The 20,410-nt window shown below is 69.2% G+C and carries 21 protein-coding genes; 5 read left to right on the top strand and 16 right to left on the bottom strand.

The features are described 5' to 3' along the window. Positions 1-33: 33 nt before the first annotated feature. The 5 genes from D6T64_RS05850 to D6T64_RS05830 are packed head-to-tail and all read right to left on the bottom strand — an operon-like array spanning position 34 to position 4,903. Positions 34-867, bottom strand: a complete 834-nt coding sequence (locus tag D6T64_RS05850; protein WP_119973078.1) for an alkaline phosphatase family protein — start codon at positions 865-867, stop codon at positions 34-36. Continuing rightward, positions 864-1,976 (bottom strand): ABC transporter ATP-binding protein, encoded by a 1,113-nt coding sequence (locus D6T64_RS05845; protein WP_119973075.1) that lies wholly within the window; start codon positions 1,974-1,976, stop codon positions 864-866. The genes D6T64_RS05850 and D6T64_RS05845 overlap by 4 nt, the downstream gene beginning before the upstream one ends. Continuing rightward, positions 1,973-2,815, bottom strand: a complete 843-nt coding sequence (locus D6T64_RS05840; protein ID WP_119973071.1) for an ABC transporter permease — start codon at positions 2,813-2,815, stop codon at positions 1,973-1,975. Before D6T64_RS05840 ends, D6T64_RS05845 begins: the two co-directional genes overlap by 4 nt. Further along, positions 2,812-3,759 (bottom strand): ABC transporter permease, encoded by a 948-nt coding sequence (locus tag D6T64_RS05835; RefSeq protein WP_199719076.1) that lies wholly within the window; start codon positions 3,757-3,759, stop codon positions 2,812-2,814. Before D6T64_RS05835 ends, D6T64_RS05840 begins: the two co-directional genes overlap by 4 nt. After that, a complete protein-coding gene (locus D6T64_RS05830; RefSeq protein ID WP_119973068.1) occupies positions 3,743-4,903 on the bottom strand; it encodes an ABC transporter substrate-binding protein in 1,161 nt (386 codons plus the stop codon). Before D6T64_RS05830 ends, D6T64_RS05835 begins: the two co-directional genes overlap by 17 nt. A 166-nt stretch (positions 4,904-5,069) precedes the next feature. Here D6T64_RS05830 and D6T64_RS05825 point away from each other — a divergent pair, with 166 nt between their 5' ends. After that, on the top strand, positions 5,070-5,798 hold the full coding sequence (locus D6T64_RS05825) for an HAD family hydrolase (protein WP_119973065.1): 729 nt from the start codon (positions 5,070-5,072) through the stop codon (positions 5,796-5,798). Here D6T64_RS05825 and D6T64_RS05820 read toward each other — a convergent pair. After that, a complete protein-coding gene (locus tag D6T64_RS05820) occupies positions 5,781-6,650 on the bottom strand; it encodes a GntR family transcriptional regulator (RefSeq protein WP_158594824.1) in 870 nt (289 codons plus the stop codon). The genes D6T64_RS05825 and D6T64_RS05820 overlap by 18 nt on opposite strands. Positions 6,651-6,820: 170 nt before the next feature. Between D6T64_RS05820 and D6T64_RS05815 the strand changes: the two genes are divergently transcribed. Then, positions 6,821-8,071 (top strand): sensor histidine kinase, encoded by a 1,251-nt coding sequence (locus D6T64_RS05815; protein WP_119973059.1) that lies wholly within the window; start codon positions 6,821-6,823, stop codon positions 8,069-8,071. Between the two features lie 112 nt (positions 8,072-8,183). On the opposite strand, the gene D6T64_RS05810 is transcribed toward D6T64_RS05815, so the two are convergent. From D6T64_RS05810 to D6T64_RS05785, 6 genes are read right to left on the bottom strand one after another with little or no spacing between them, the layout of a single operon-like run. After that, complete coding sequence (locus tag D6T64_RS05810) at positions 8,184-8,879, bottom strand: nucleoside/nucleotide kinase family protein (protein ID WP_119973057.1); 696 nt, start codon at positions 8,877-8,879, stop codon at positions 8,184-8,186. Next, a complete protein-coding gene (locus D6T64_RS05805; protein WP_119973053.1) occupies positions 8,866-9,783 on the bottom strand; it encodes a sugar phosphate isomerase/epimerase family protein in 918 nt (305 codons plus the stop codon). The genes D6T64_RS05810 and D6T64_RS05805 overlap by 14 nt, the downstream gene beginning before the upstream one ends. 54 nt (positions 9,784-9,837) lie before the next feature. Continuing rightward, entirely contained in the window at positions 9,838-10,746 is a 909-nt protein-coding gene (locus D6T64_RS05800) for a sugar phosphate isomerase/epimerase family protein (RefSeq protein ID WP_119973049.1), read from the bottom strand. A gap of 2 nt (positions 10,747-10,748) precedes the next feature. Continuing rightward, positions 10,749-11,528, bottom strand: a complete 780-nt coding sequence (locus D6T64_RS05795) for an ATP-binding cassette domain-containing protein (protein ID WP_119973046.1) — start codon at positions 11,526-11,528, stop codon at positions 10,749-10,751. 26 nt (positions 11,529-11,554) lie between these two features. Next, the gene (locus tag D6T64_RS05790) at positions 11,555-12,565 is read right to left on the bottom strand and encodes an ABC transporter permease (RefSeq protein ID WP_119973043.1); all 1,011 of its coding nucleotides are present in this window, start codon (positions 12,563-12,565) and stop codon (positions 11,555-11,557) included. Positions 12,566-12,575: 10 nt separating this feature from the next. Beyond that, positions 12,576-13,613: a substrate-binding domain-containing protein gene (locus tag D6T64_RS05785; RefSeq protein ID WP_119973040.1), complete on the bottom strand. Its 1,038-nt coding sequence runs from the start codon at positions 13,611-13,613 to the stop codon at positions 12,576-12,578. 134 nt (positions 13,614-13,747) lie between these two features. Here D6T64_RS05785 and D6T64_RS05780 point away from each other — a divergent pair, with 134 nt between their 5' ends. Both D6T64_RS05780 and D6T64_RS05775 read left to right on the top strand, forming a co-directional pair. Continuing rightward, entirely contained in the window at positions 13,748-14,923 is a 1,176-nt protein-coding gene (locus D6T64_RS05780; RefSeq protein ID WP_119973037.1) for an ROK family transcriptional regulator, read from the top strand. A gap of 136 nt (positions 14,924-15,059) precedes the next feature. Further along, positions 15,060-15,548 (top strand): hypothetical protein, encoded by a 489-nt coding sequence (locus D6T64_RS05775; protein WP_119973034.1) that lies wholly within the window; start codon positions 15,060-15,062, stop codon positions 15,546-15,548. 134 nt (positions 15,549-15,682) lie between these two features. Here the strand turns inward: D6T64_RS05775 and D6T64_RS05770 are convergent, their stop codons facing one another. The 4 genes from D6T64_RS05770 to D6T64_RS05755 all read right to left on the bottom strand — a co-directional run bounded on the left by D6T64_RS05770 (position 15,683) and on the right by D6T64_RS05755 (position 19,074). Further along, entirely contained in the window at positions 15,683-16,150 is a 468-nt protein-coding gene (locus D6T64_RS05770) for an HAD domain-containing protein (protein ID WP_147364490.1), read from the bottom strand. A 91-nt stretch (positions 16,151-16,241) separates the two neighbouring features. Then, positions 16,242-17,030 carry an ATP-binding cassette domain-containing protein gene (locus tag D6T64_RS05765; protein WP_119973027.1) on the bottom strand — a complete coding sequence of 263 codons (789 nt, stop codon included), beginning with the start codon at positions 17,028-17,030 and terminating at the stop codon, positions 16,242-16,244. Then, on the bottom strand, positions 17,027-18,091 hold the full coding sequence (locus D6T64_RS05760) for an ABC transporter permease (protein ID WP_119973024.1): 1,065 nt from the start codon (positions 18,089-18,091) through the stop codon (positions 17,027-17,029). The genes D6T64_RS05765 and D6T64_RS05760 overlap by 4 nt, the downstream gene beginning before the upstream one ends. Then, the gene (locus D6T64_RS05755; RefSeq protein ID WP_119973021.1) at positions 18,088-19,074 is read right to left on the bottom strand and encodes a sugar ABC transporter substrate-binding protein; all 987 of its coding nucleotides are present in this window, start codon (positions 19,072-19,074) and stop codon (positions 18,088-18,090) included. The genes D6T64_RS05760 and D6T64_RS05755 overlap by 4 nt, the downstream gene beginning before the upstream one ends. Before the next feature lie 274 nt (positions 19,075-19,348). On the opposite strand from D6T64_RS05755, the gene D6T64_RS05750 reads away from it, so the two are divergent. Then, positions 19,349-20,380: an aldo/keto reductase gene (locus D6T64_RS05750; RefSeq protein ID WP_119973019.1), complete on the top strand. Its 1,032-nt coding sequence runs from the start codon at positions 19,349-19,351 to the stop codon at positions 20,378-20,380. The last annotated feature ends 30 nt before the right edge of the window (positions 20,381-20,410 follow it).

Below are 20,410 nucleotides of genomic sequence, written 5' to 3'. Positions count from 1 at the left end.
ACGTATCGACAAGCGGATGCCGCGTGACGGTTTCTAGCGGAGGTGAGCCAGGAGGTAGGGCGTGATCTGCTCGGGGCGGATGGTGGCGGGCAGCGACAGATCGGCGGATGTCCACGCCTCGGCACCCGTGCAGCGTGCGACCGCGAAGAATGAGCCGCGCACCACGTCTTCGCCGCCGCCGTGGCCGCCCTCATCGAGGTGGCCGTGGTCGGTGGTGATGCCCACGAGCCAGTCCTCGTCCACTCCCTCGGCGGCCGCGCGCCTGGCGATCGCGTGCAGCAGCGTGCCGAGGTGCGCGTCCACCCGGCGAACGGCCTCCAGATACTCGGCCGACACCCCGCCGTACACGTGCCCGGCCTCGTCGACCTCGCCCAGGTAGACGAAGCTCGCGTCGGGTCCGCCCTGGCCGAGGTACAGTCGGGACACGTCGGTGACCTCGGAGTCCGCGCGCCGGTAGCCGTACATTTCCCCATCGCGCACGACGACCTTGTGTACGCCGGCGTTCTGCTGGTCGAGTCGGGGACTGACGACCGGGCCGGGGCCGACCGGATCGGCCAACGGGGGCCATCCGCTGGCGACGTAGCTGGTGACCGACTGGTCAGCGAAAAAGGCCCGGCTGAGCAGGTCGGCGTTGCGGCTGAGGGTGTGCCCGTGAAAGGTGTTGTCGACGACGTGGTGCTCGGCGTGGGTCGCGCCGGTCAGGATCGACGACCACCCGGGGCCCGAAATGGTGGGCACCTCCATGACCATCGGAGCGAAGAGCCCCTTTTCGACGAACGCGCTCAGGTTCGGGGCCGCGCCCGAGCGCAGGGCGAGGTCGATGATGAGGCCGTCGATGCCGATGAGGCAGAACTTACGGCGGGTCATGCTGCAGCCCGCTCGCCGGCGCGAACCGCGGCGGACGGCACCGCAGACGCGTCGATCAGGGCATCCTCGGCGTGCACGATGACCCGGACGCGGTCGCCGCGGGTGAAGTCCTGGGCCTCGCGGGACGGCAGGTCCACGCGAATCGTGTCGGGCAGCTCGGGCAGCAGCACGGTCAGGCTCGAAATCGCCCCGCGCAGGGTGAGCGCGGTGACGACGCCGGTCGCGGCGTCGGCCGCAGACGCGTCGGCCCGCTGAATTGCCAGGTGTTCGGGCCGTACGAGTACGGCGATGACGTGGCCGACGCTGTGCCCCGCCGTGCTCAGGGTCAGGCCCTGGCCGAGGACCAACACCCGGTCGCCGCCGACCACGCGGCCGCTCAGGCGATTGACCACGCCGATGAACGACGACACGAAGGCGGTCGCCGGCCGGCGGTACACCTCGTGCGGCGTGCCGACCTGCTCCACCTGCCCGGCGCGCATGACCGCCACGCGATCGGCCATGCTCAGGGCTTCCTCCTGGTCGTGCGTCACGAGCACGGTGGTCGTGCCCATTTCGTATTGGATGCGACGAATCTCGTCCCGAAGCTGCACCCGCACCTGCGCGTCCAGCGCCGACAACGGCTCGTCGAGCAGCAGAACCCGCGGCTCGATGGCGATGGCGCGGGCCAGGGCCACGCGCTGCTGCTGGCCGCCCGAGAGCTGCTGCGGATACTTCGAGCCGTGGTCGGCGAGCCCGACCATCGCCAGCAGCTCGGCGGCCCGGGCCTCGCGGCTGGAGCGTCCGGTGCCGCGCACCCGCAGGCCGTAGGCCACGTTCTCAGCGGCGGTCTGGTGGGGGAACAGCGAATAGGCCTGAAAGACGATCCCGATGCCGCGCTTGTCGATGCGTCGGTGGGTGACGTCGTCGTTGTCGATGTGCACGGTGCCGTGGTCGGGACGTTCCAGCCCGGCGATCACGCGCAGTGCCGTGGTCTTGCCGCAACCCGACGGGCCGAGCACGGCGAGCAGCTCGCCGCCGCGGATCGTGAGGTCGACGTCGTTCAGCACGGTCTGGCGACCGAAGCTCTTCTGGATGGAGCGGAGGGTGACCTCGGCACTCGTGGTGGTCATGCGGAAATCCTTACGTCAGGGTTCAAAATCGGGGCAACAACGGGCACGGCGGCGTCCGGCGCCGCGGGGCCTCGGCGCCGACGTGCCAGCCCGCGGCCGGTGAACGCGCTCAGCATGAGCCAGGTGCCCACGATGGTGATCAGCGACAGGGCCGCCGCCGCCCGGGGGCGGTCCTGCCCGATCTGCACGAGGAACACGGGGAAGGTGTTGTGCAGCAGCAGGGTGGCGAGCACGTATTCGCCGAGCACCATGGTGAACGAGAGCAGCGCGGCGGTCAGTAGCGCGGGCCGCAGGTTGGGCAGGATGATGCTGAAGAAGGTGCGGATCGGTCCCGAACCGAGACTGGCGCTCGCCGTGACGAGTGTGTTCAGATCGATCGCGCGCAGTCCGGTGTCGAGCGCCCGGTAGACCAGCGGCAGTGTGAGGATGACGTAGAACGGCACCAGACTGTAGACGCTTGTGAGAAAACCGGGCACCGTCAGCCGAAACGCCAGGTTCGCGCCGTTGACCAGGGCCACCGCGGGAACCACGAACGGAATCACCGACAGCGCCTCGGCGATCGGCAGCCATCGCCGGGCCCGCAGGTGCAGCCAGACCAGGGTCGGGATCAGCAGGGCGAACGACGCGATGGTCGTGAGCAGGGCCAGCGCGAGGCTCTGCAGAACCTGCGGGCCGAAGCCCGAGTCGGCGACGGCATCCGCAATCGGGGTGAGCGTGAAGCCCTCGGCCGGCAGCGTGAAGCCAAAGGAAGCGGATGCCACGAGCGGCACCGCGAACAGCAGCCCCGCCACGACGAGCACGACGCCCTGCACAATGCTGCGCGAGCCCGCGCCGCTCACTGCAGCCACCGGGTGGTGCGCCGTACCAGCAGGTGCCGCAGCACCATGGCGACGGCGATGACGAGCATCATGCCGGTGGCCAGGGCGGCGCCGAAGCTTTGGTCGGTGAGCACGTTGCCCGAGATGAAGAAGCCGATCAGGATCGGCACGAGGTTGGCGCCGCCGCCGCTCAGGGCGTAGGCCGTGGCGTAGGCGCTGAAGGAGTTGGCGAAGAGGAGAAGCACGGCGCCTCCAATGGCGGGCGAGAGGATGGGCAGCAGAATGTCGATCAGGTAGCGCCAGCGGCCGGCCCCGAGGCTGAGCGCGGAATCGCTCCACTCCCGGCGGATGCCCATGATGGCGGGCAGTACGAGGATCGCCATCAGCGGCACCTGAAAATACAGGTAGACCACGACGAGGCCCCAGAACGAGGACACCGCGAAGGTCTCGGTGAGGTCCCAGCCGGTCGCGTCGTAGACGGCGAGGGTGATCAGGCCCTGCGAGCCCATCGCGGCGATGAACGCGAAGGCCAGCGGAATGCCGCCGAGCTGCGAGGCGACCACCGAATACGACAGCATGATCGAGCGCAGCCAGCGGGGGCGCTGCAGTGTGGCCAGCGCCCAGGCGACGACCAGTCCGAGCGCTCCGCCGAGCAGTGCGGTGACGGCCGACAGTGCCATCGTGTTCAGGAACGCCGAGACGTACTGTTCCTCGCCGAGTCGGCGCATGGATGCGAGCGACCAGCCGCCGGTGTTGTCGTGCAGGCTGGTCCACACGTTGGCGACGGTCGGCAGCAGCAGGAAGAGCGTGATGAACGCGAAGTACGGCAGCAGCCCCAGGGTGTCGCGGCCGGGAAGGCCGCGAAGGCCGCGACGTCGGGGGAGCCGGGGAAGAGGGGTCGGCGGGGTCGGCGGGGCCGGTGGGGCCGGCCGCTCACGCGGGCGCAGGCTACTGGCCAGCGACACTCGTGCCCCACTGGTCGACGATCAGCTCGGTCGCGGCGGCGGCCTGCTCGAGCGACGGGAACTCGATCTGCTCGAGGGTGTCTGCGGCGGGCAGGGAGTCGCGGGCTTCCTGCGGGAGGGTGCCCGCGGCATCCATCGCGGCGTAGCGGGCGGGAACGGCGCCGCTCTGGGCGTAGCTGATGGCTCCCTCATCGCTGAGGAGCCACTCGACCCAGAGGCGGGCGGCGTTCGGCTGCGGGCTGTCGATGGTGATCGGCTGGGCGTAGTAGTTGCCGAAGACGCCGTCGCCGGGAACGAGTACCTGCAGGTCCACGGCCGACTGGGTCATCTCCTCTTCGATGCCGCTGTAGTTGTAGTTCCAGTCGAAGGTCACGGCGGCTTCGCCGGTGGAGAGCGCGGCGGCGTTGGAGACGGAGTTGACGAGGTAGCCGCCGGTGGCCAGATCGGCGAAGTAGTCGATACCGGGCTGGATGTCGTCGAGGCTGCCGCCATTGGCGAGGGCTGCGGCGAACACGGTGGCGAGCGAGGATGCCCCGTCGCGCGGGTCTCCGATGGTGATCTTGCCCTTGTACTGCTCGTCTTTCAGGTCGGCGAACGAGGTGGGCACGTCGACCTCGTCGGCGTTGACGCCCATGCTGAGCACGCCGTAGTACGCGCCGACCCAGTAACCTTCCGGGTCCTTGAGGTTGTCGGGCACCTCATCGATGAGGGTGGGCTCGTAAATGTCGAGCAGCTCCTGGTCGATCGCGGGCTGCGTGAAGGAGTAGCCGATGTCGAGCACGTCGGGCTGGGTCGACTGGCCCAGCAGGTTCTTCACCGCGGACAGTTCCTCGCCGCTCGACGCATTCGGGCTCGCGACCTCGACCTTCACGCCGTACTTGGCTTCGAAGCCGGCAAAGGATTCGCCGTAGTTCGCCCAGGTCTCCGGGTAGGCGATGAGCTGCACGAAGCCTTCTTCCTGGGCCAGGGCGATGATCTCGTCGAGGGTTCCGCCGATCTCACGGGCCTCGGCCTTCGGCGTGGCGCAGCCGGCCAGCAGCGGAAGCGTCACGGCGAGACCGATCACCGCGGCGACCGAGCGGATGCCGGCGCGACGCCGAGGGGACACGGACGGCCGGGCGGGGTGTGAGAAAAAGGCAGACATGGTCGTGCTCCAAAAAGAAGTGGCGGGTGGGATGCCTTCAGCGTCGGACACGAAAGTGACGACGGGATGAACGCTGAATGACCGCCAGCTGAATTTGGTCTAGACCCTTTTTTTGGGGCCGCATAGTGGGTGTCAGACGCGACTACCCACACGAAGGACGACCCTGATGACCCTGACTGACCCGATTGACCTGACTGACCCGATTTGCACCCCGAACGCCGGCTGGAGCATGGCCGAGATGCAGGGACTGCTGCTCGATTTCAATGGCACCCTCAGCGATGATGAACGACTACTGTCCGAGCTGATTCGGGAGCTGGCTCGGGAGGCCCTCGGCGTGGACCTGTCCGCAGATCGCTACACGACGGCGTATGCGGGGCGCAGTGATCGTGGCATTCTGACGCTGCTGGCCGCCGAGAGCACGCGACCACAGGCATCCGTCGACGACCTGCTCGTCGAACTCGCCCGGCGTTACGAGCGGGCGGCCGCGACGGCGGACCTGATCGCGCAGCCCACCCGGGACTTTGTGCGGGCGGCAGCGGGTCGGGGCCTCGCCCTGGCCGTGGTGACGGGAGCGAGCCGGCAGAGTGTGCTGCCGGCCCTGCACCGGGCGGGCCTCAGCGAGCTGCTGCCGACGGTTGTCGCCGAGGAGGACGTGGCCGCGGGCAAGCCGCACCCGGAGGGGTTTCGGCGCGGGGCCGCGCTGCTCGGGCTCGGCGACCCACGCCGGGTGGTGGTGCTCGAGGATTCGCTCCCGGGGCTGGCCGCGGGCCGGGCGGCCGGCATGCGGGTGATCGCCGTCGCGGGCACGCATCCGCTGAGCGAGCTGCGGCCACGGTGCGACGGCGTGCTGCCGACGCTGACCCCGGCGGCGCTGCACCTACGGTTCGGTGACTGAAGCGGATGCCGCGTCGTCGTCGGGGAGGCCGGCCGGGGCATCCGCTGCCGAACTGACCCGCCCGGACACGGTGACGCGGAGCTTGTCGGAGCGGAAGAGGTCGCGGGAGAACTCCACGGGGGTGCCGTTGCCGGCGAGCGAGGTGCGCGTGATGCCGAGGATCGGGCCGTTCGGGGCGATCTCGAGCAGCGCGGCATCGGCGGCGTCGACGATCAGGGCGGTCAGTTCCTGGGTGGCCGATACCGGGGCAAGTGCGTAGTGGCGGCGCATGAGGGAGTACATCGACCCGGTGAGGTCACGGTCGAGCAGGCCGGGGAACAGCCCGGCGGGAAAGTATGAGCGCTCGAGCACGACGGGGATGTCGTCGGCGAAGCGCACCCGGATCACGTCGTAGACGCTGTCGGCGGGGCCGAGCCGCAGGGCGGTGCGAGTGGCGTCGTCGGGAGTGTTCTGGGTGGCCGAAATGAGGCGAGAGGATGCCGTCAGCGCCGACTGCAGCAATTGCGCTCGGAGTCCGACCAGGTTGGAAATATCTACGTTGGAACGGTGATCGGCGATCACGGCACCGCCGCGGCGGCCGCGGGTGCGGGTCAGCCAGCCAGCGGTTTGGAGGCCCTCGAGGGCCTGGCGGAGGGTCATTCGGCTGACCAGGAGCGCTTCGGCGAGTTGGCGTTCCGGGGGGAGTCTGTCGCCGGGGGTGAGCTCGCCCGAGACGACCAGGTTGCTGAGCCAGTCCGCGATCTGCAGGTGCACGGGTGACGCGGCGCTCCACGGCGCGGGGCGCAGGCGAGCGAGAGTCAGCACGGCCGGCGTCGCGGGTGGTGTGCTCGTGGCAGGGGTGCTCTGTGTCAATGGTGTGATCTCCACAGTTTAGAGGGACCCTGCCGCGGGGCTTCGCTGGTCGGGCGCGGTCACGGTGCCGGTGGGCTGGGGCGAGGCATGACGATCAGGGGTTCTCAACCCCAGAATTTCAACGTTTATGAGCATACTTTCCGTTTATGCTGTGATCAGGGGGACCAGCCATGGTGAGACGCTACGAGGGCTACGCCCGGTCCCTGCTGGAATTTCAGGTCGTCGTGTTCGCGGCGCTGCTCGTGGTGGGCACGGCGCTGCTGGTCGGCGGCCCGAACACGCTCAATCCGGTGCTGTATATTTCTGGCGCCGGGCTCATCGGGCTGGTCACCGTCGTCACGGTGTTGTGGCGCAAGACCGCCTGGCTGCAGAGCTTCTCGCTGGCGCTACCCCTGCTGGATATCGTGGGCATCCGCCTGACCGTCGTGGCCGACCAGGCCGCGATGTCGGGCGGCGCGCTGCTGCTCATCCTGCCCATCATTTGGATCGCCTACTCGTTCGGCCCGGTGGGTTTTGCCGTGTGCCTCGCGCTCGTCGCGGTGACGAGCCCGCAAAGTTTCTTCGCGAACTACGTCGACTTCGACTCCGCCGACTTCGCCCGCCTCATCGCGTTTCCGCTGATTCTGGTCGTGCTGGCGGGGGCCGCCGGAATCTCGGGCGCGCGCATTCGTCGTAAACGCGTCGAACTGGCCGCCCAGACCGAGCTGACCGAGCAGGCCGTGCGCCAACGCGACCGGCTGATCGAGGCGGTCACCCATGAGCTGCGCACACCACTCACCTCGATCCTGGGCAATGCCGAGCTCGTGCTGGAGGACAGCGGGCAGATGCCGCTGGTGCAGCAGCGGGCAGCCGTGATCGTGCGCAACGCCGAGCAGATGGAGGCGATGTTCGCAGACCTGCTTATGGCCCGCAGTACCGCGGTGCGGGAACCTCCACTCGAGTACGCCGCGACGGATCTGCGCCGGCTCGTGGCGGAGTGCCGGGAGACGCGCCTGGTTTCTGCTGATGTGCGCGGCATCACGATCAGCGTGAGCGAGCCGATGCCGGGCGTGCCCTCGCCGTTCGCCGAGGTCGATGCGAATCGGGTTCGGCAGGTGGTCGACAACCTGCTCTCCAACGCCATCAAGTACAACCGCGTGGGCGGCACGGTCACCGTCAGCGTGACGAGCGACGCCGACACGGTCACGCTCGCCGTCGCCGATTCGGGCGGCGGAATCGCCGACGAAGACCGGTCGCGCGTGTTCGAGGCGTACTATCGCACGCCCTCGGCGCGCACCTCCGATCAGGCGGGCACCGGCCTGGGCCTCGGAATCAGTCGCCACATCGCACGGCGCCACGGCGGCGACCTGCGCCTCACCCGGTCATCGCCGGCGGGCAGCCGCTTCGAGCTGACCCTGCCCGTGGGCCGCCGCGGGTTGTGACGATTGGCTGGGCCCGTGTCGATGGATGACAGCTGTGAGCGCGCAGGCCTCCTATAGCGGGCTCGCGCGCTCACAGCTGTCACCTATCGACAAGCGGATGCCGCCGCCCGGCTCAGGCCTGGCCGGAGATCGTCAGCGTGGCGCGCGGGCGGGTCGCCTCGATCAGCAGCGCGTTCTGGCCATCGACGGATTCGGCCCAAGCCAGTGCCGCTTCGTGGCTGCGGCCGTGGCGCTCGTGCCGGTCGACGAGGCGGCGCAGGCGTTCGGCCTCACTGGTCTCGCAGAACCAGCTCTCGGCGAGCAGCTCCCGAATCTGTGCCCACGGCTCGGAGTCGGCGAGCAGGTAGTTGCCCTCGACCATCACGACGCGGGCAGTCGGCAGCACGGCGATCTCGGCGGCGATGCCCTCGTCCACGGCGCGGTCGAAGCTCGGCGCGTAGACCGTGTGCTCGGTCTCGGCGAGCAGCCGGCGCAGCAGGCCGACGAAGCCCCAGCCGTCGAAGGTGTCGATGGCGCCCTTGCGGTCGTGGCGGCCCAGCCGGTCGAGGGTCTTGTTGGCGAGGTGGTAGCCGTCCATGGGCAGGTGCACCGCGGCATCCGTCGACCCGAGCAGCTCGTTCACCGTGGCCGCGACCTGCATCGCGAGGGTGGTCTTGCCGGCGCCGGGACTGCCGGCGATGCCGATCAGGATGCGCCCGTGTTCGGGCAGCAGCGTGATCACGCGCTGCGCGAGTTCGGTCAGCTGAGCGGATGCAGGTGCGTCGGCCAGCTGGGTCGCCGCGGCGGACCGGTCGTCACCATTCGGCATGTGTCGACTCGGCAGGTGTGGACGCGGCATCTGTGGACTCGGCATGAGTCGACTCTAGGGCGGTGGCGAGATAGGTGTGGGCGTGCCGGGCCAGGGCGGGGCCGTCGTACCAGAGGTTGCGCCAGATGGCGAGGTCGTTCGACAGGGTCGGTGAGACGATCGCCGACGAGAACGATTCGAAGGTGATCGGTCCGGTGTAGTCGATGTCGGCGAGGGCGTGGAAGAACGACCCGAAATCGAGGTGGCCGCTGCCGAGATAGCCGCGGTGGTTCTCGCCGATGTGCACGTAGCCGAGGCGGTCGCCCACGAGGTGAACCGGGCGCACGAAGTCGTCCTCCTCGATGTTCATGTGGTACGAATCGAGGTGGATCAGCACGTTGTTTTCGCCGATGTCGTCGGCGAGGGTGAGCGCTCCGGCGGCGGTGTTGATGACGTTGGTCTCGTAGCGGTTGCAGATCTCCAGGCCCAGGCTCATGCCGAGCCCCTGCGCCTCGACGGCGAGGTCGCGCAGCACCGCGACGACGTTGGCGCGGCCCCGCGTGCTGAGCGGGGCGCTGTACTTGCCGAGCGCGCTGTAGAGCGCGCCGGTGAAGAAGGTGCCGCCGAGGTCGTGGGTGAGCTGCAGGGAATCGTGCAGCAGGGCGGCGCCGAGGGCGACGACCGCGGGGTCGTCGCTGGAGACATCCGCCTGAAAACTCAGCCCGCGGGAGCAGACCACGTCGAGGCCGGCCGCGTGAAGCTCGGCGCGGGCGCTCGCCGCGTCGAGATTGTGGGCGTCGTGCAGCGACAGCTCCAGAATGTCGAAGCCGGCTTTCTTGGTCTGTTCGATCGCGTAGCTGACTTCGGCGGGGCCGGTGCCGCCCGAGAAGACGAGGGCGTGCACTCCGAGTGAGTTGCTGGACATGAGGGTTCCTTTGTTCTGTGAAAAATCGAGACTGTGTGGTGGTGAGCAGACGAATTAAGCGGATGCCAGCGCCGGCACGGCAGCGTGCGCGGCGGCCAGTTGGGCGGTGAGAAAGGTGTGGGCCTGGCGGGCGAGGTCGTGCGGGTCGGTCCAGAGGTCGCGCCAGAGGCCGATGTCGGTCGCGACCGCCGGCGGCTGCACCACGCCCGAGAACGATTCGAAGGTGATCGGTCCGCGGTAGTCCGACAGGGCGAGCTGGCGAAACAGCCCGGGCCAGTCGATGCTGCCGGTGCCGAGGCCCCCGCGATGGTTCTCGGCGGCATGGATGTAGCCGAGCAACGGCCCGGCATCGCGCACGGCAGTGGCCTGGTCGGGTTCCTCGAGGTTGGCGTGGAAGGTGTCGAGGTGCAGCACGACGTTGGGCGCAGCCAGGTCATGGATGAACTGCACGGTCTTCGCGGCGGTGTTGAGCAGATTGCTCTCGTAGCGGTTGACGTATTCGAGGCCGAGCTCGATGCCCGACTCGGCCGCCACCCGCGCCACCCGCCCGAGCACGGCCAGGGAGTTGTCCCGAGCCTGCGCGCTGGGCGCCAGGTCGTACTTGCCCATCATCGAGTAGAGCACCCCGCCGACGTAGGGCGCGCCGAGGCTGTGGGCGAAGGCGACCGCCTGCAGCAGGCGGCGTTCCCCGCGCGCGGATGCGTGCGCATCCGTCGTGTTGATGTCCTCGCCTCGGCCGAGGGCGAGCGAGACGACGGCATCGAGGCCATGGTCCCGCAGCAGGGCCAGTGTGACGCCCGGGTCCGACACGTCGTGGTCGGCGTCGGAGCTAACCGCCGGAATCTCGATCAGGTCGAACCCGGCGGCCGCGCTCTGCTCGATGGCGTAGCGGGCGGATGCCGGCGACCAGTCCCCGACCCAGACGCCGGCGTGGATGCCGAGCGGGTTGTGTGGTGCGGTCATCGTCAGTGCGCCTTCGCGCCGGTGATGAGCGCGACGAGCTCGTCGCCGCTGGACTCCGCGGTGCGGCGTTCGGCCACGGCGAGGCCGGCCCGCATTACCCAGACGTGGTTGGCGAGGCGCATCACCTGGTCGAAGTTGTGGCTGATCAGCAGCACCGAGACGCCCGAATCGCGCAGGGTCTCGATGGTCTGCTCGACCTTCGCGGTCTCCTGCACGCCGAGGGCGGCGGTGGGTTCGTCCATGATGACGATCTTGCTGCCCCAGCCGGCGGCGCGGGCGATGGCCACCGCCTGGCGCTGGCCGCCCGACAGCCGGCGCACCTTGCTCGCGACCGGCGGCGCGTTCACCGCGAGGTCGGCGAGCATGTCGGCCGCTTTGCGCTTCATGTTCTTGCGGTCGAGGGTGCGGAACGGGCCGTGCACGAGCTCGCGGCCGAGAAAGAAGTTCTGCCAGACGGCGAGTTCTTCGACCAGGGCGAGGTTCTGCTGCACGGTCTCCATGCCGTGCTTGCGGGCCTCGTTCGGGGTGCTGAAGTGCACCACGTCGCCGTCGAGCCGGATCGTGCCGGAATCGGGCCGGTGGATGCCGGACAGGCAGCGCACGAGCGTGGACTTGCCGGCGCCGTTGTCGCCGACCAGGGCGGTGATCTCGCCGCGCCGCATGGTGATCGAGGCGCCCTTGAGGGCGTGCACGCCGCCGAAGGACTTTTTAATGTCGGTGGCTTCGAGCAGAATCTCACTGGCGGGAGCGGAACCGGGCTGAAAATCGGTCTGAGTGGTCATTTCATCTTCATTTCTGCTGGTCTGCGTCATTTCTTCTGGAACCGGGTGAGGAGGGCAGCGAGCACCACAACCAGGCCCACGGCGAGCGGCTGGTAGAACTGACTCACCCCGAGCAGGGTGAGCCCGTTGGTGAGGGCGGTCAGCAGCAGCGCGCCGATGATCGGGCCCACGATGCGGGCCTTGCCGCCGGTGAGGCTGACCCCGCCGAGCACGACCGCGGCGATGCAGTTCAAGAGAAAGGCGGTATTGATTGCCGGCTCCGCGGCGCCCACGCGCGCCACCAACAGCAGGGCGGCGACCCCGGCGAGGCCAGCGCTGATCAGGTAGACCGCGATGCGCACGCGGGGAGCGTTGACGCCGTTGGCGACCGCGCTCTCCTCGCTGCCGCCGGCGGCCTGCACGTGCAGGCCGAAGCGGGTGCGGAACATCACGAACCAGGCCAGTGCGCCGATGATCACGGCGAGGATGATCGGGTAGCCGAAGATGCCGATCGATCCCGACGTGAGCGTCAACAGCTCGGAGCTGTTCACGGTGATCGGCTTGCCGTCGCTGAAGATCAGCGCGAGGCCGGTCGCCACCGAGAGCGTGCCGAGGGTCGCGATGAAGTCCGTGACCTTGCCGCGTGCGATCAGCAGCCCGTTGATCAGCCCGATGACCAGGGCGGATGCGACGGCCACGAGCCCGGAGAGCACAAAACCGAGACCGGCCTGCCAGGCGAGCCCGAAGCCGACCGCGCCCACGGTCATCGTGGCCGAGATCGACAGGTCGATGCCGCCGGTGGTGATGACGAACGATTGTGCCACCGACAGCACGATCAAGATCGCGGCCGCGACGAGCATGGCGCGAATGTTGCCGAGCGTCAGGAACGTCGGACTCAGAATCGAGAAGACGATCACCAGCCCGACCAGGCCGATCGGGGCGGCCTGCTCGGCCCAGAAACTCACCTGCCGGGCCTGGCCGATGATCGGGGCGACAACGCCGTGCGGGGCATCCGCCGGCTTGGTCCTGGTGGGGCCGGTCTTGGTTGGGGTGCTCATGAGCGCGGTCCTACTTGGTCAGCAGCGCGGTCAGCGGGTTCTCGAAAGCCTCGAACGGCTGCGGGAACTTGGCGATGGCATCCGCCGCGACGTCGGTCGTGACCAGGGCCGTCGGGGATTCGATCTGGTCGGGCAGGGTCTGTCCGGCCGCGACGACCTCGCAGGCTTGCAGGCCGAGTTCGCCGATCGCGTAGGGATACTGGGCGACGGTCGCGGTGAGGCCGCCGGCGGCCACCGATTCGAGGGCGTCCTTGTTGCCGTCGACGCTGACCACCACGATCTCGCCGGTGCGCTGGGCGTTTTCGACGGCCTTCACGATGCCGAGGCCCATGTCGTCGTTGGCGGCGAAGAAGGCCGTGATGTCGGGGTTGGCCGCGATGATGTCGGTGGCGGCGGTGAGGGCGACCTCACGCTTCCAGTCGGCGGCGGTCTCCTGCACGACGGTGAGGTCACCGGCGGCAGCCCTGAAGCCGTCGACGCGGGCGGCGCTCGTGACGTCACCGGCGATGCCGCCGATGATGGCGACCTTGCTGCCGGCCGGCACCTGCGAGGCGATGAAGTCGCCGGCCTTGCCGCCGGCGGCCTCGTTGTCGGTGCCGATGTAGGTGGCAATGTCGATGTTCGCGGTCTGCGCCGCGTCGGGGTCGATCGGGCTGTCGATGTTGACGATGGCCTTGCCGGCGGTGCTGACCTGGCTGAGGGCCTGCACGAGGTTGGTGCCGCTGATCGGGTTGATGATGAAGCAGCCGAAGTCCTGGCCGGCGAGCGCGCTGAGCTTGTCGGCCTGGCCGGAGGTGTCGCCGACGTCGGCGGCGGCCTGGATGCTGACGTCGACCCCGTCGGTGTCGGCGGCGTCGTTGATGCCGTCTTCCATGGCCTGGAAGAAGGGGTTGTCGAGGCCCTTGATGACCGCGGCGACCTTGGCGCCGCCGGCGCCGGTCGCATCCGACGATGCGCCGTTGGAGCAGCCGGCGAGGAGCAGGGCGAGTGCCCCGAGGGGAACGGCCACGCGCAGAGTGCGCTGCCATGTTGCGTCTGTGCTGAACATGTCTACCTCAGAAGGTTGGGGCACCACCGTGTGCCAGTGGGATAAAACTAGCGCCACTTTTATGCTTTGACAATACAGAAGTCAGAATTCTTTCTGACGGGTAAGATCGAAACACCTGAGGCACTGGAGCCCGAATGTCCTGGAACGATGCACCCTCCCACGTCAGCGACGTGCTGTCCCTTTTTCGCGACCGCAAGCGGCTCAGCCGCACCGATGTCATGCGCATCACGGGCCTGTCACGGTCGACCGTGAACCAGCGCCTGACCTCGCTGCACGCGGCCGGTCTGATCTCCGCCATCGGCGGGGGCGAGTCCACGGGCGGACGCCCGTCGAGCCTGTTCGAGTTCAATCAGCGGCGGGCGAGCCTGCTCGCGGTCGATATCGGGGCATCCGGTTTCATCGTCGCCCTGTGCGACCTGGAAGGCACGCCGATTCGGCACGTGACCCGCCGGGTCAACGTCTGGGAAGGGCCAGAACGGGTGCTCGGCGACGTGCTCGTGGCGATGGAGGAACTCGGCGACACCGGCGGCGTCTGGGGCATCGGGGTGGGCGTGCCCGGTCCGGTCGATTTCGCGGCAGGCCGCGTGGTGAGCCCGCCGATCATGACCGGCTGGGACGGTTTCGACATTGCCGGCTGGTTCGGCAGCCACTTCGCCGTGCCGGTCGTGGTGGAGAACGACGCCAACGCCCGGGCGGCGATCGAAGCCCGCGTGCTGAAGAGCGACAACCTGATCGGCCTCAAGCTCGGCACCGGCATCGGGGCCGGCCTCGTCTTCAACGGGCAGATCGTGCGCGGCAACGAGGGCGCGGCCGGGGATATCGGCCACACCCGCACGGCGCCGACCGTGGGCCCCGACGAGGTGGCGCTGCTGCAGTGCCGGTGCGGCAACGAGGGCTGCGTCGAGGCCTCGGCGAGCGGATGGGCCCTCGTGCGCGACCTGACCGCCCTCGGCATTGCGGTGACGTCCCCGACCGAGGTCGTGCAACTCGTGATCGCGGGCAATATCGCCGCCGTGCGCCTGGTGCGGCAGGCGGGGCGCACGCTCGGCGACGCGGTCGCCGACCTGGTCAGCATCCTGAACCCGGCGGTGATCGTGGTGTCCGGCCAGCTGGCGGACTGCGGGGAAGTGCTGATGTCCGGCATCCGGGAGCGGGTCTACCAGCGCACGTCGACGCTGGCCACCCGGCGGCTGCGCATCACGACGTCGACGCTCGGCGATCTCGGGGGAGTGTCGGGGCTCGCGCTCATCACGGCCGACCAGATTTTCGGCACCGACGCGATCGACGAGCAGCTGCGCCGGGTCGTGTAGGGCCGCGAGCGCGGCTCGGGGCTGACCGATTGCCCCATAGACTGGGACTGGTCCGTCTGATCTCAGACCGTGGCCGTACGTATATACAGGGGGTTCCACCACGGCTCGACGCATCTTCGCAACGATTGCCCTGAGCGTGCTGGCCGTGTTCGCGATGCCGCTGACCGCCCAGGCATCGGGCTACGTGCCGGCCGACAGCATCAGCGTGTCCGGAACGCCGCTGCCCGGCGAAACCGTCGCCGTCGACTTCGCCGCGGGCGCGTTCACCGCCGGCGAGGCCGTGACCTTCGCCGTCGACGGCGCGGGCACCGCAACCCTCTCCGCCGTTCGCGCGGCCACCGTCACGCTCGTGAAGTCCGCGACGGATGCCGGCGCCGCGAGCGTCAACGTCACCCTCCCGGCCGACGCCACCGGCTCCTACACGACCACCGCCACCGGCCAGCTGTCCGGCGCGGTCGGCGTGGCCACCATCACCGTCTCGGCAGCGGATGCCGGTTCCGGCCTCGCCGGCACCGGGTACGACGCTCCCGTGCTGCTGATCTGGGCCGGTGCCGGCGCCCTCGTGCTCGGCGTGGCACTCGTCGTGGTGCTGGCCGTGCTGCGTCGCAAGCGCGCCGCGCAGTAGCCGCTCGCCGGAGCATCCGTCGCCCGTCGCCCGTCGCCCGTACCATTCGACGGAGTTGAGCTCGGTTTCGCCCGGTTTTGGGCCGAAAACACCCTGTTGAGGGGTGAACACCGTCGAATGGTACGGCGGCGGGGCTAGAGGGCGGCGACGAAGGCCGTCACCTCGTCGACGTGCTCGGACGTGAGTCCGGCTCGGGGCTCCGGGTGCACGAGCAGCGTCGGGTAGGGCTGCGCGGCGGCCCAATCCTCGGCGTCGGCGCGCAGCAGGTCGTCGATCCAGACCACGGCGCGCGGCGGGTCGTCTTGGCGCGCGAGCCAACGGGCAACCCAGTGCAGCTTCGGGGTCGGGGCGGGTGCGGCCGGGTCGGCGTGCATGTCCCGCGGAAACGCGATGCCCTCGGTGGTGTCGGCAAGCTCGAGATCCCGGGTGAGGTGGAACGTGTGCGTCGGCGACCAGGTCGTGGCCCAGACGATGTCCCCGAGCCCCGCGAGCCGCTGCACGAGCAGTGCGCGGTCGGGGCTGAGTACGAGCCGCGGATGCTGCGACTGCGGGTTCAGCACGCCGTCGACGTCGAGCAGGATGAGCACACGGGGAGAAGTCATCCGTTCAGCCTACGGCCGGTCGCGGAGCCGCCCCACTCCTCGCGAGTGAGCGGTTTGTGCACCAAAACCCGCCGGGAAGTGCAAAAAATGCTCACTCGCGGGACGAGGGCGGGCGCTCGAGCTCGTGGGCGAGGGCCTCGAGTTCGGCGCCGCCGGCCATCAGGGCGGTCATCTCGGCGAGGCTGATGCCGGCTTTCGGAAACACGCCGAGGCTGGTGCTGTGCTCGAGCAGCAGAAACCGGTCGCCCACCGGGTAGGCGTGGTGCGGGTTGTGCGTGATGAAGACGACGCCGAGGCCCAGGTCTCGGGCCTGCATGATGTAGCGCAAGACGACTCCCGACTGGGTGACCCCGAGCGCCGCGGTCGGCTCGTCGAGAATCACCACACTCGCCCCGAAGTACACGGCGCGGGCGATCGCGACGGACTGCCGTTCGCCGCCGGACAGGGTGCCGATCGGCTGGTCGACATCACGCAAGCGGATGCCCATGCGCGCCAGTTCGGTGTGGGCGAGGTGGCGCATCCGTCGGATATCGAGCCGGCGGAAGGGGCCGATCGTGAGCTCCGCGCCGAGGAAGAAGTTGCGCCAGACCGGCATCAGCGGCACGACGGCGAGGTCCTGGTACACGGTCGTGATGCCGAGATCGAGGGCCGCGCGCGGGCTCGCGAACGTGACCGGGCGGCCGTGGGCGAGCAGTTCGCCCTCGGTGTGCGGGTGCACGCCGGCGAGGATTTTAATGAGCGTCGACTTGCCGGCGCCGTTGTCGCCGAGCACGCAGAGCACGTCGCCGGCCGCGACCGTGGCCGAGACGCCGTGCAGCGCGCGTACCGGGCCGTAGGATTTGCCGATCGAGCGCACCTCGAGGATCGGGGCGGCGCTCATGCGCGGGCCCCGACGCGCTTCCGCACCGACAGGTTGACGAGCACCGCGAGAAGAAGCATCACGCCGAGGAAGGCTTTGAGCCAGTTGTTGTCCCACTGGGCGAAGACGATTCCCTGCAGGGTCATGCCGTAGATCAGGGCGCCGAGGGCAGCGCCGGCGGCCGATCCGTAGCCACCGGTGAGGAGGCTCCCGCCGACGACGGCGCAGATGATGTAGATGAATTCCTGGCCGATGCCGGTGGTCGCCTGCACGGTGGAGACGTCGAAGAGCATCAGCATGCCGACCAGCCAGCCGGCGCCGGCGGTGGTCATGAACAGGCTGAGCTTAACCTTCAGCACCGGCACGCCGAGCTGGCGGGCGGCGGGCTGGTCGCCGCCGACGGCGACGATCCAGTTGCCGCTTCGGGTGCGCAGCAGCACCCAGGTGGCGAGGGCGATCACGGCGAACCACCACAGCACGGCAACCTTCAGGTCGAGGCCGAAAACGGGGATTGTGGACCCGAACAGGATTTTAACGGTGTCGAAGAAGGGAACCTGGTTCATGCCCTGAATGACGACCGACCCGGTGATGAGCTTTGTGACGGCGAGGTTCAGACCCTGAAGGATGAAAAACGTCGCGAGGGTCACGATGAAACTCGGCAGGCCGGTCTTCACGACGATCAGCGCGTTGGCGGCGCCGATCGTGAGGGCGATCGCGAGGGCGACGAGCATCGCGACCCAGACGTTGAGGCCCCACTGCGTGGTCATTATTCCCACCAGCAGCCCGGTCGTTCCGGTCATCGCGCCCGCGGAGAGGTCGAATTCGCCGCCGATCATCAGCAGCGCGACCGCGACGGCCATGATGCCGAACAGGCTCGAACTGTAGAGCCAGGTCGAGACGCCGGCGGGGGAAAGAAAAACGCTGTTGGTCAGGGAAAAGAACACGAACACGCCGAGGGCCGCCACGAGCGCGCCGAGTTCGGGGCGGCGCAGCAGGGCGCGCACGGGGTGGCGCGCTGTCGGGGCGTCCTGCGCGCTGGGGCCGGTGGTGGTCGGGGCAGCGGATGCGGCGGGGCGCGTCACCGGGTTCCTCGCTCGGCGAACTCCGCGACCTGCCCCGCGTTCTCTGTGGTGACGAAGCCGGGGCCGGAGTAGACGGGCTGGCCGCCGCCGACGGTGTCGCCGTTGCGCAGCTTCAGCGTGAGGAACACCACCGGCAGGTAGCCCTGCGAGTAGGGCTGCTGGTCGAGCGCGAACAGGATCGAGCCGTCTGTGATCAGGGAGGTGACGTCGGCGGAGACGTCGAAGGTGGCAACCAGCGCGGTGCCGCCGGCCTCCGTGTTGGCCTGCGCGGCGGAGACAGCGACGCCGGGGTTGAGGCTGAGCACGCCGTCGATGCTCGGGTCGGCGAGCAGGCTGCTGCGGATCGTGTTCTGGGCGTCGGCGAGGTTGGCGATGTCGACCTGCAGGTTGGTGACGGTGTCAAGCTTGTCGGCCGCTCCCGCGCAGCGTTCTTCGAGCGAGACGTTCCCGGCCTCGTGGATCACGCAGATGACGTTGTTGGCGCCGGCTTCGGCGAGTCTTTCGCCTGCTGCCTGGCCGGCGAGAAACTCGCTCTGGCCCACGTGGGTGAGGGCACCGAACTCGGCGGACTGCTCGAGGCCGGCATTGATCGTGACGACGGGGATGCCCGCGGCGACCGCGCTCTCGACGGCGGCTCGCACGCCGTCGGGGTTGGCCATCGACACGATCAGCCCGGCCGGGTCGCCGGCGACGGCCGCGTCGATCAGCTGGCTCTGCTTCACGGGGTCGCCGTCGCCCTGGTAGGTGACTCTCATGTCGAGGTCGGCGGCGGCCTGCTCGGCGCCGCTTTTCACGACGTCCCAGAAGTTGTCGCCGGGGGTGCCGTGGGTGATGACGGCGATGGTGCCGGTCACGGAGGTCGAGGGGGCGCGGTTGTCGTCGATGGCTCCGGTTCCGGAGCAGCCGGTGAGCGCGAGCAGGCCGGCGAGGGCGAGGGCCGTGGTGGTGTTGCTGATGGGGCGGGTGGGGCGGGCGTGACTCATGGGTGGATCCTCCAGGGCATCTGTCCTCGATTTTGCCAGCTTTTCGGGGCCGAAACGGCGCGGCCGAGCCGGGTGCGGCTCCCGTCGGCGGCATAACTCCTGCAGATCGTGCAGCCCGCACGGCAGAACCCCGGAAACACGGGCCACTTTTTCGGCCGGCCGCGTAGCCAGCAGGAGTTATGCCGCGGGCGCCGGCGAGACCGACCGGGATGCGGCATCCGCCGGCGCGGGCCACACTGGGAACGACCGGTTCACCGACGAAAAGGACTGATATATGCGCTATCGCACCCTCGGCAACAGCGGCGCGGTCGTCTCGACCTACGCCCTCGGCACCATGACCTTCGGCGCGGAGGCCGACACCACCACGAGTCACGAGCTGATCGACGCCTACGTGGCCGCCGGCGGTACCTTCATCGACACGGCGGACGTGTACAGTTTTGGCCGCTCGGAAGACATCGTGGGCGCCTGGCTGGCCGCGCACCCTGCCGAGCGCGAGCAGCTCGTGCTGGCCACCAAGGCCCGGTTCCCGATGGGGCCGGGCCCGAACGATCTCGGCACGAGCCGGCGCCACCTGGCCCGGGCCCTCGACGCTTCACTGCGCCGACTCGGCACCGATCAGATCGACCTGTACCAGCTGCACGCGTGGGATCCGGTGACCCCGATCGATGAAACCCTGCGCTTTCTCGACGACGCCGTGCGCGCCGGAAAGATCGGCTACTGGGGCGTCTCCAACTTCACCGGCTGGCAGCTGACCAAGGCGGTACACCGGGCGGTGGCGCTCGGCTTCACGCCGCCGGCCACCCTGCAGCCGCAGTACAACCTGCTGGTGCGGGAGATTGAGAGCGAGATCGTGCCGGCCGCCCTCGACGCGGGCCTCGGTCTGCTGCCGTGGTCACCGCTCGGCGGCGGCTGGCTGACCGGAAAATACCTGCGCGACACCGATCCGACCGGGGCGACGCGGCTCGGTGAGGACCCGGGGCGCGGCATGGAGGCCTGGATCCCGCGCAACGAACTCGACCGCACCTGGGCGATCATCGACACGGTCCGCGCGGTTGCGACCGAGGTGGGCGCGTCGAGCGCGCAGGTGTCCCTGGCCTGGCTCGAGGGCCAGCCCGGGGTGACCGCCGTCATTCTGGGTGCGCGCACGGTGGCGCAGCTGTCAGAAAACCTGGGGGCGGCATCCGTCGTGCTGAGCGACGCGCAGGTGCAGCGCCTGACCGCGGTCAGTGCGCCGGTGGTGTCGGACTACCCATACGGCGACGCCGCGCGGGAGCAGCGCGGGCGCCAGCTGCCCGGCGGCCGCTGACCCGCGGCGCGGCCCAGCAGACGCGCCGTT

The organism is Cryobacterium melibiosiphilum (genome assembly GCF_003602235.1).
GTDB classification, from domain to species: domain Bacteria; phylum Actinomycetota; class Actinomycetes; order Actinomycetales; family Microbacteriaceae; genus Cryobacterium; species Cryobacterium melibiosiphilum.
This window is presented reverse-complemented; position numbering and strand designations above follow the sequence as displayed.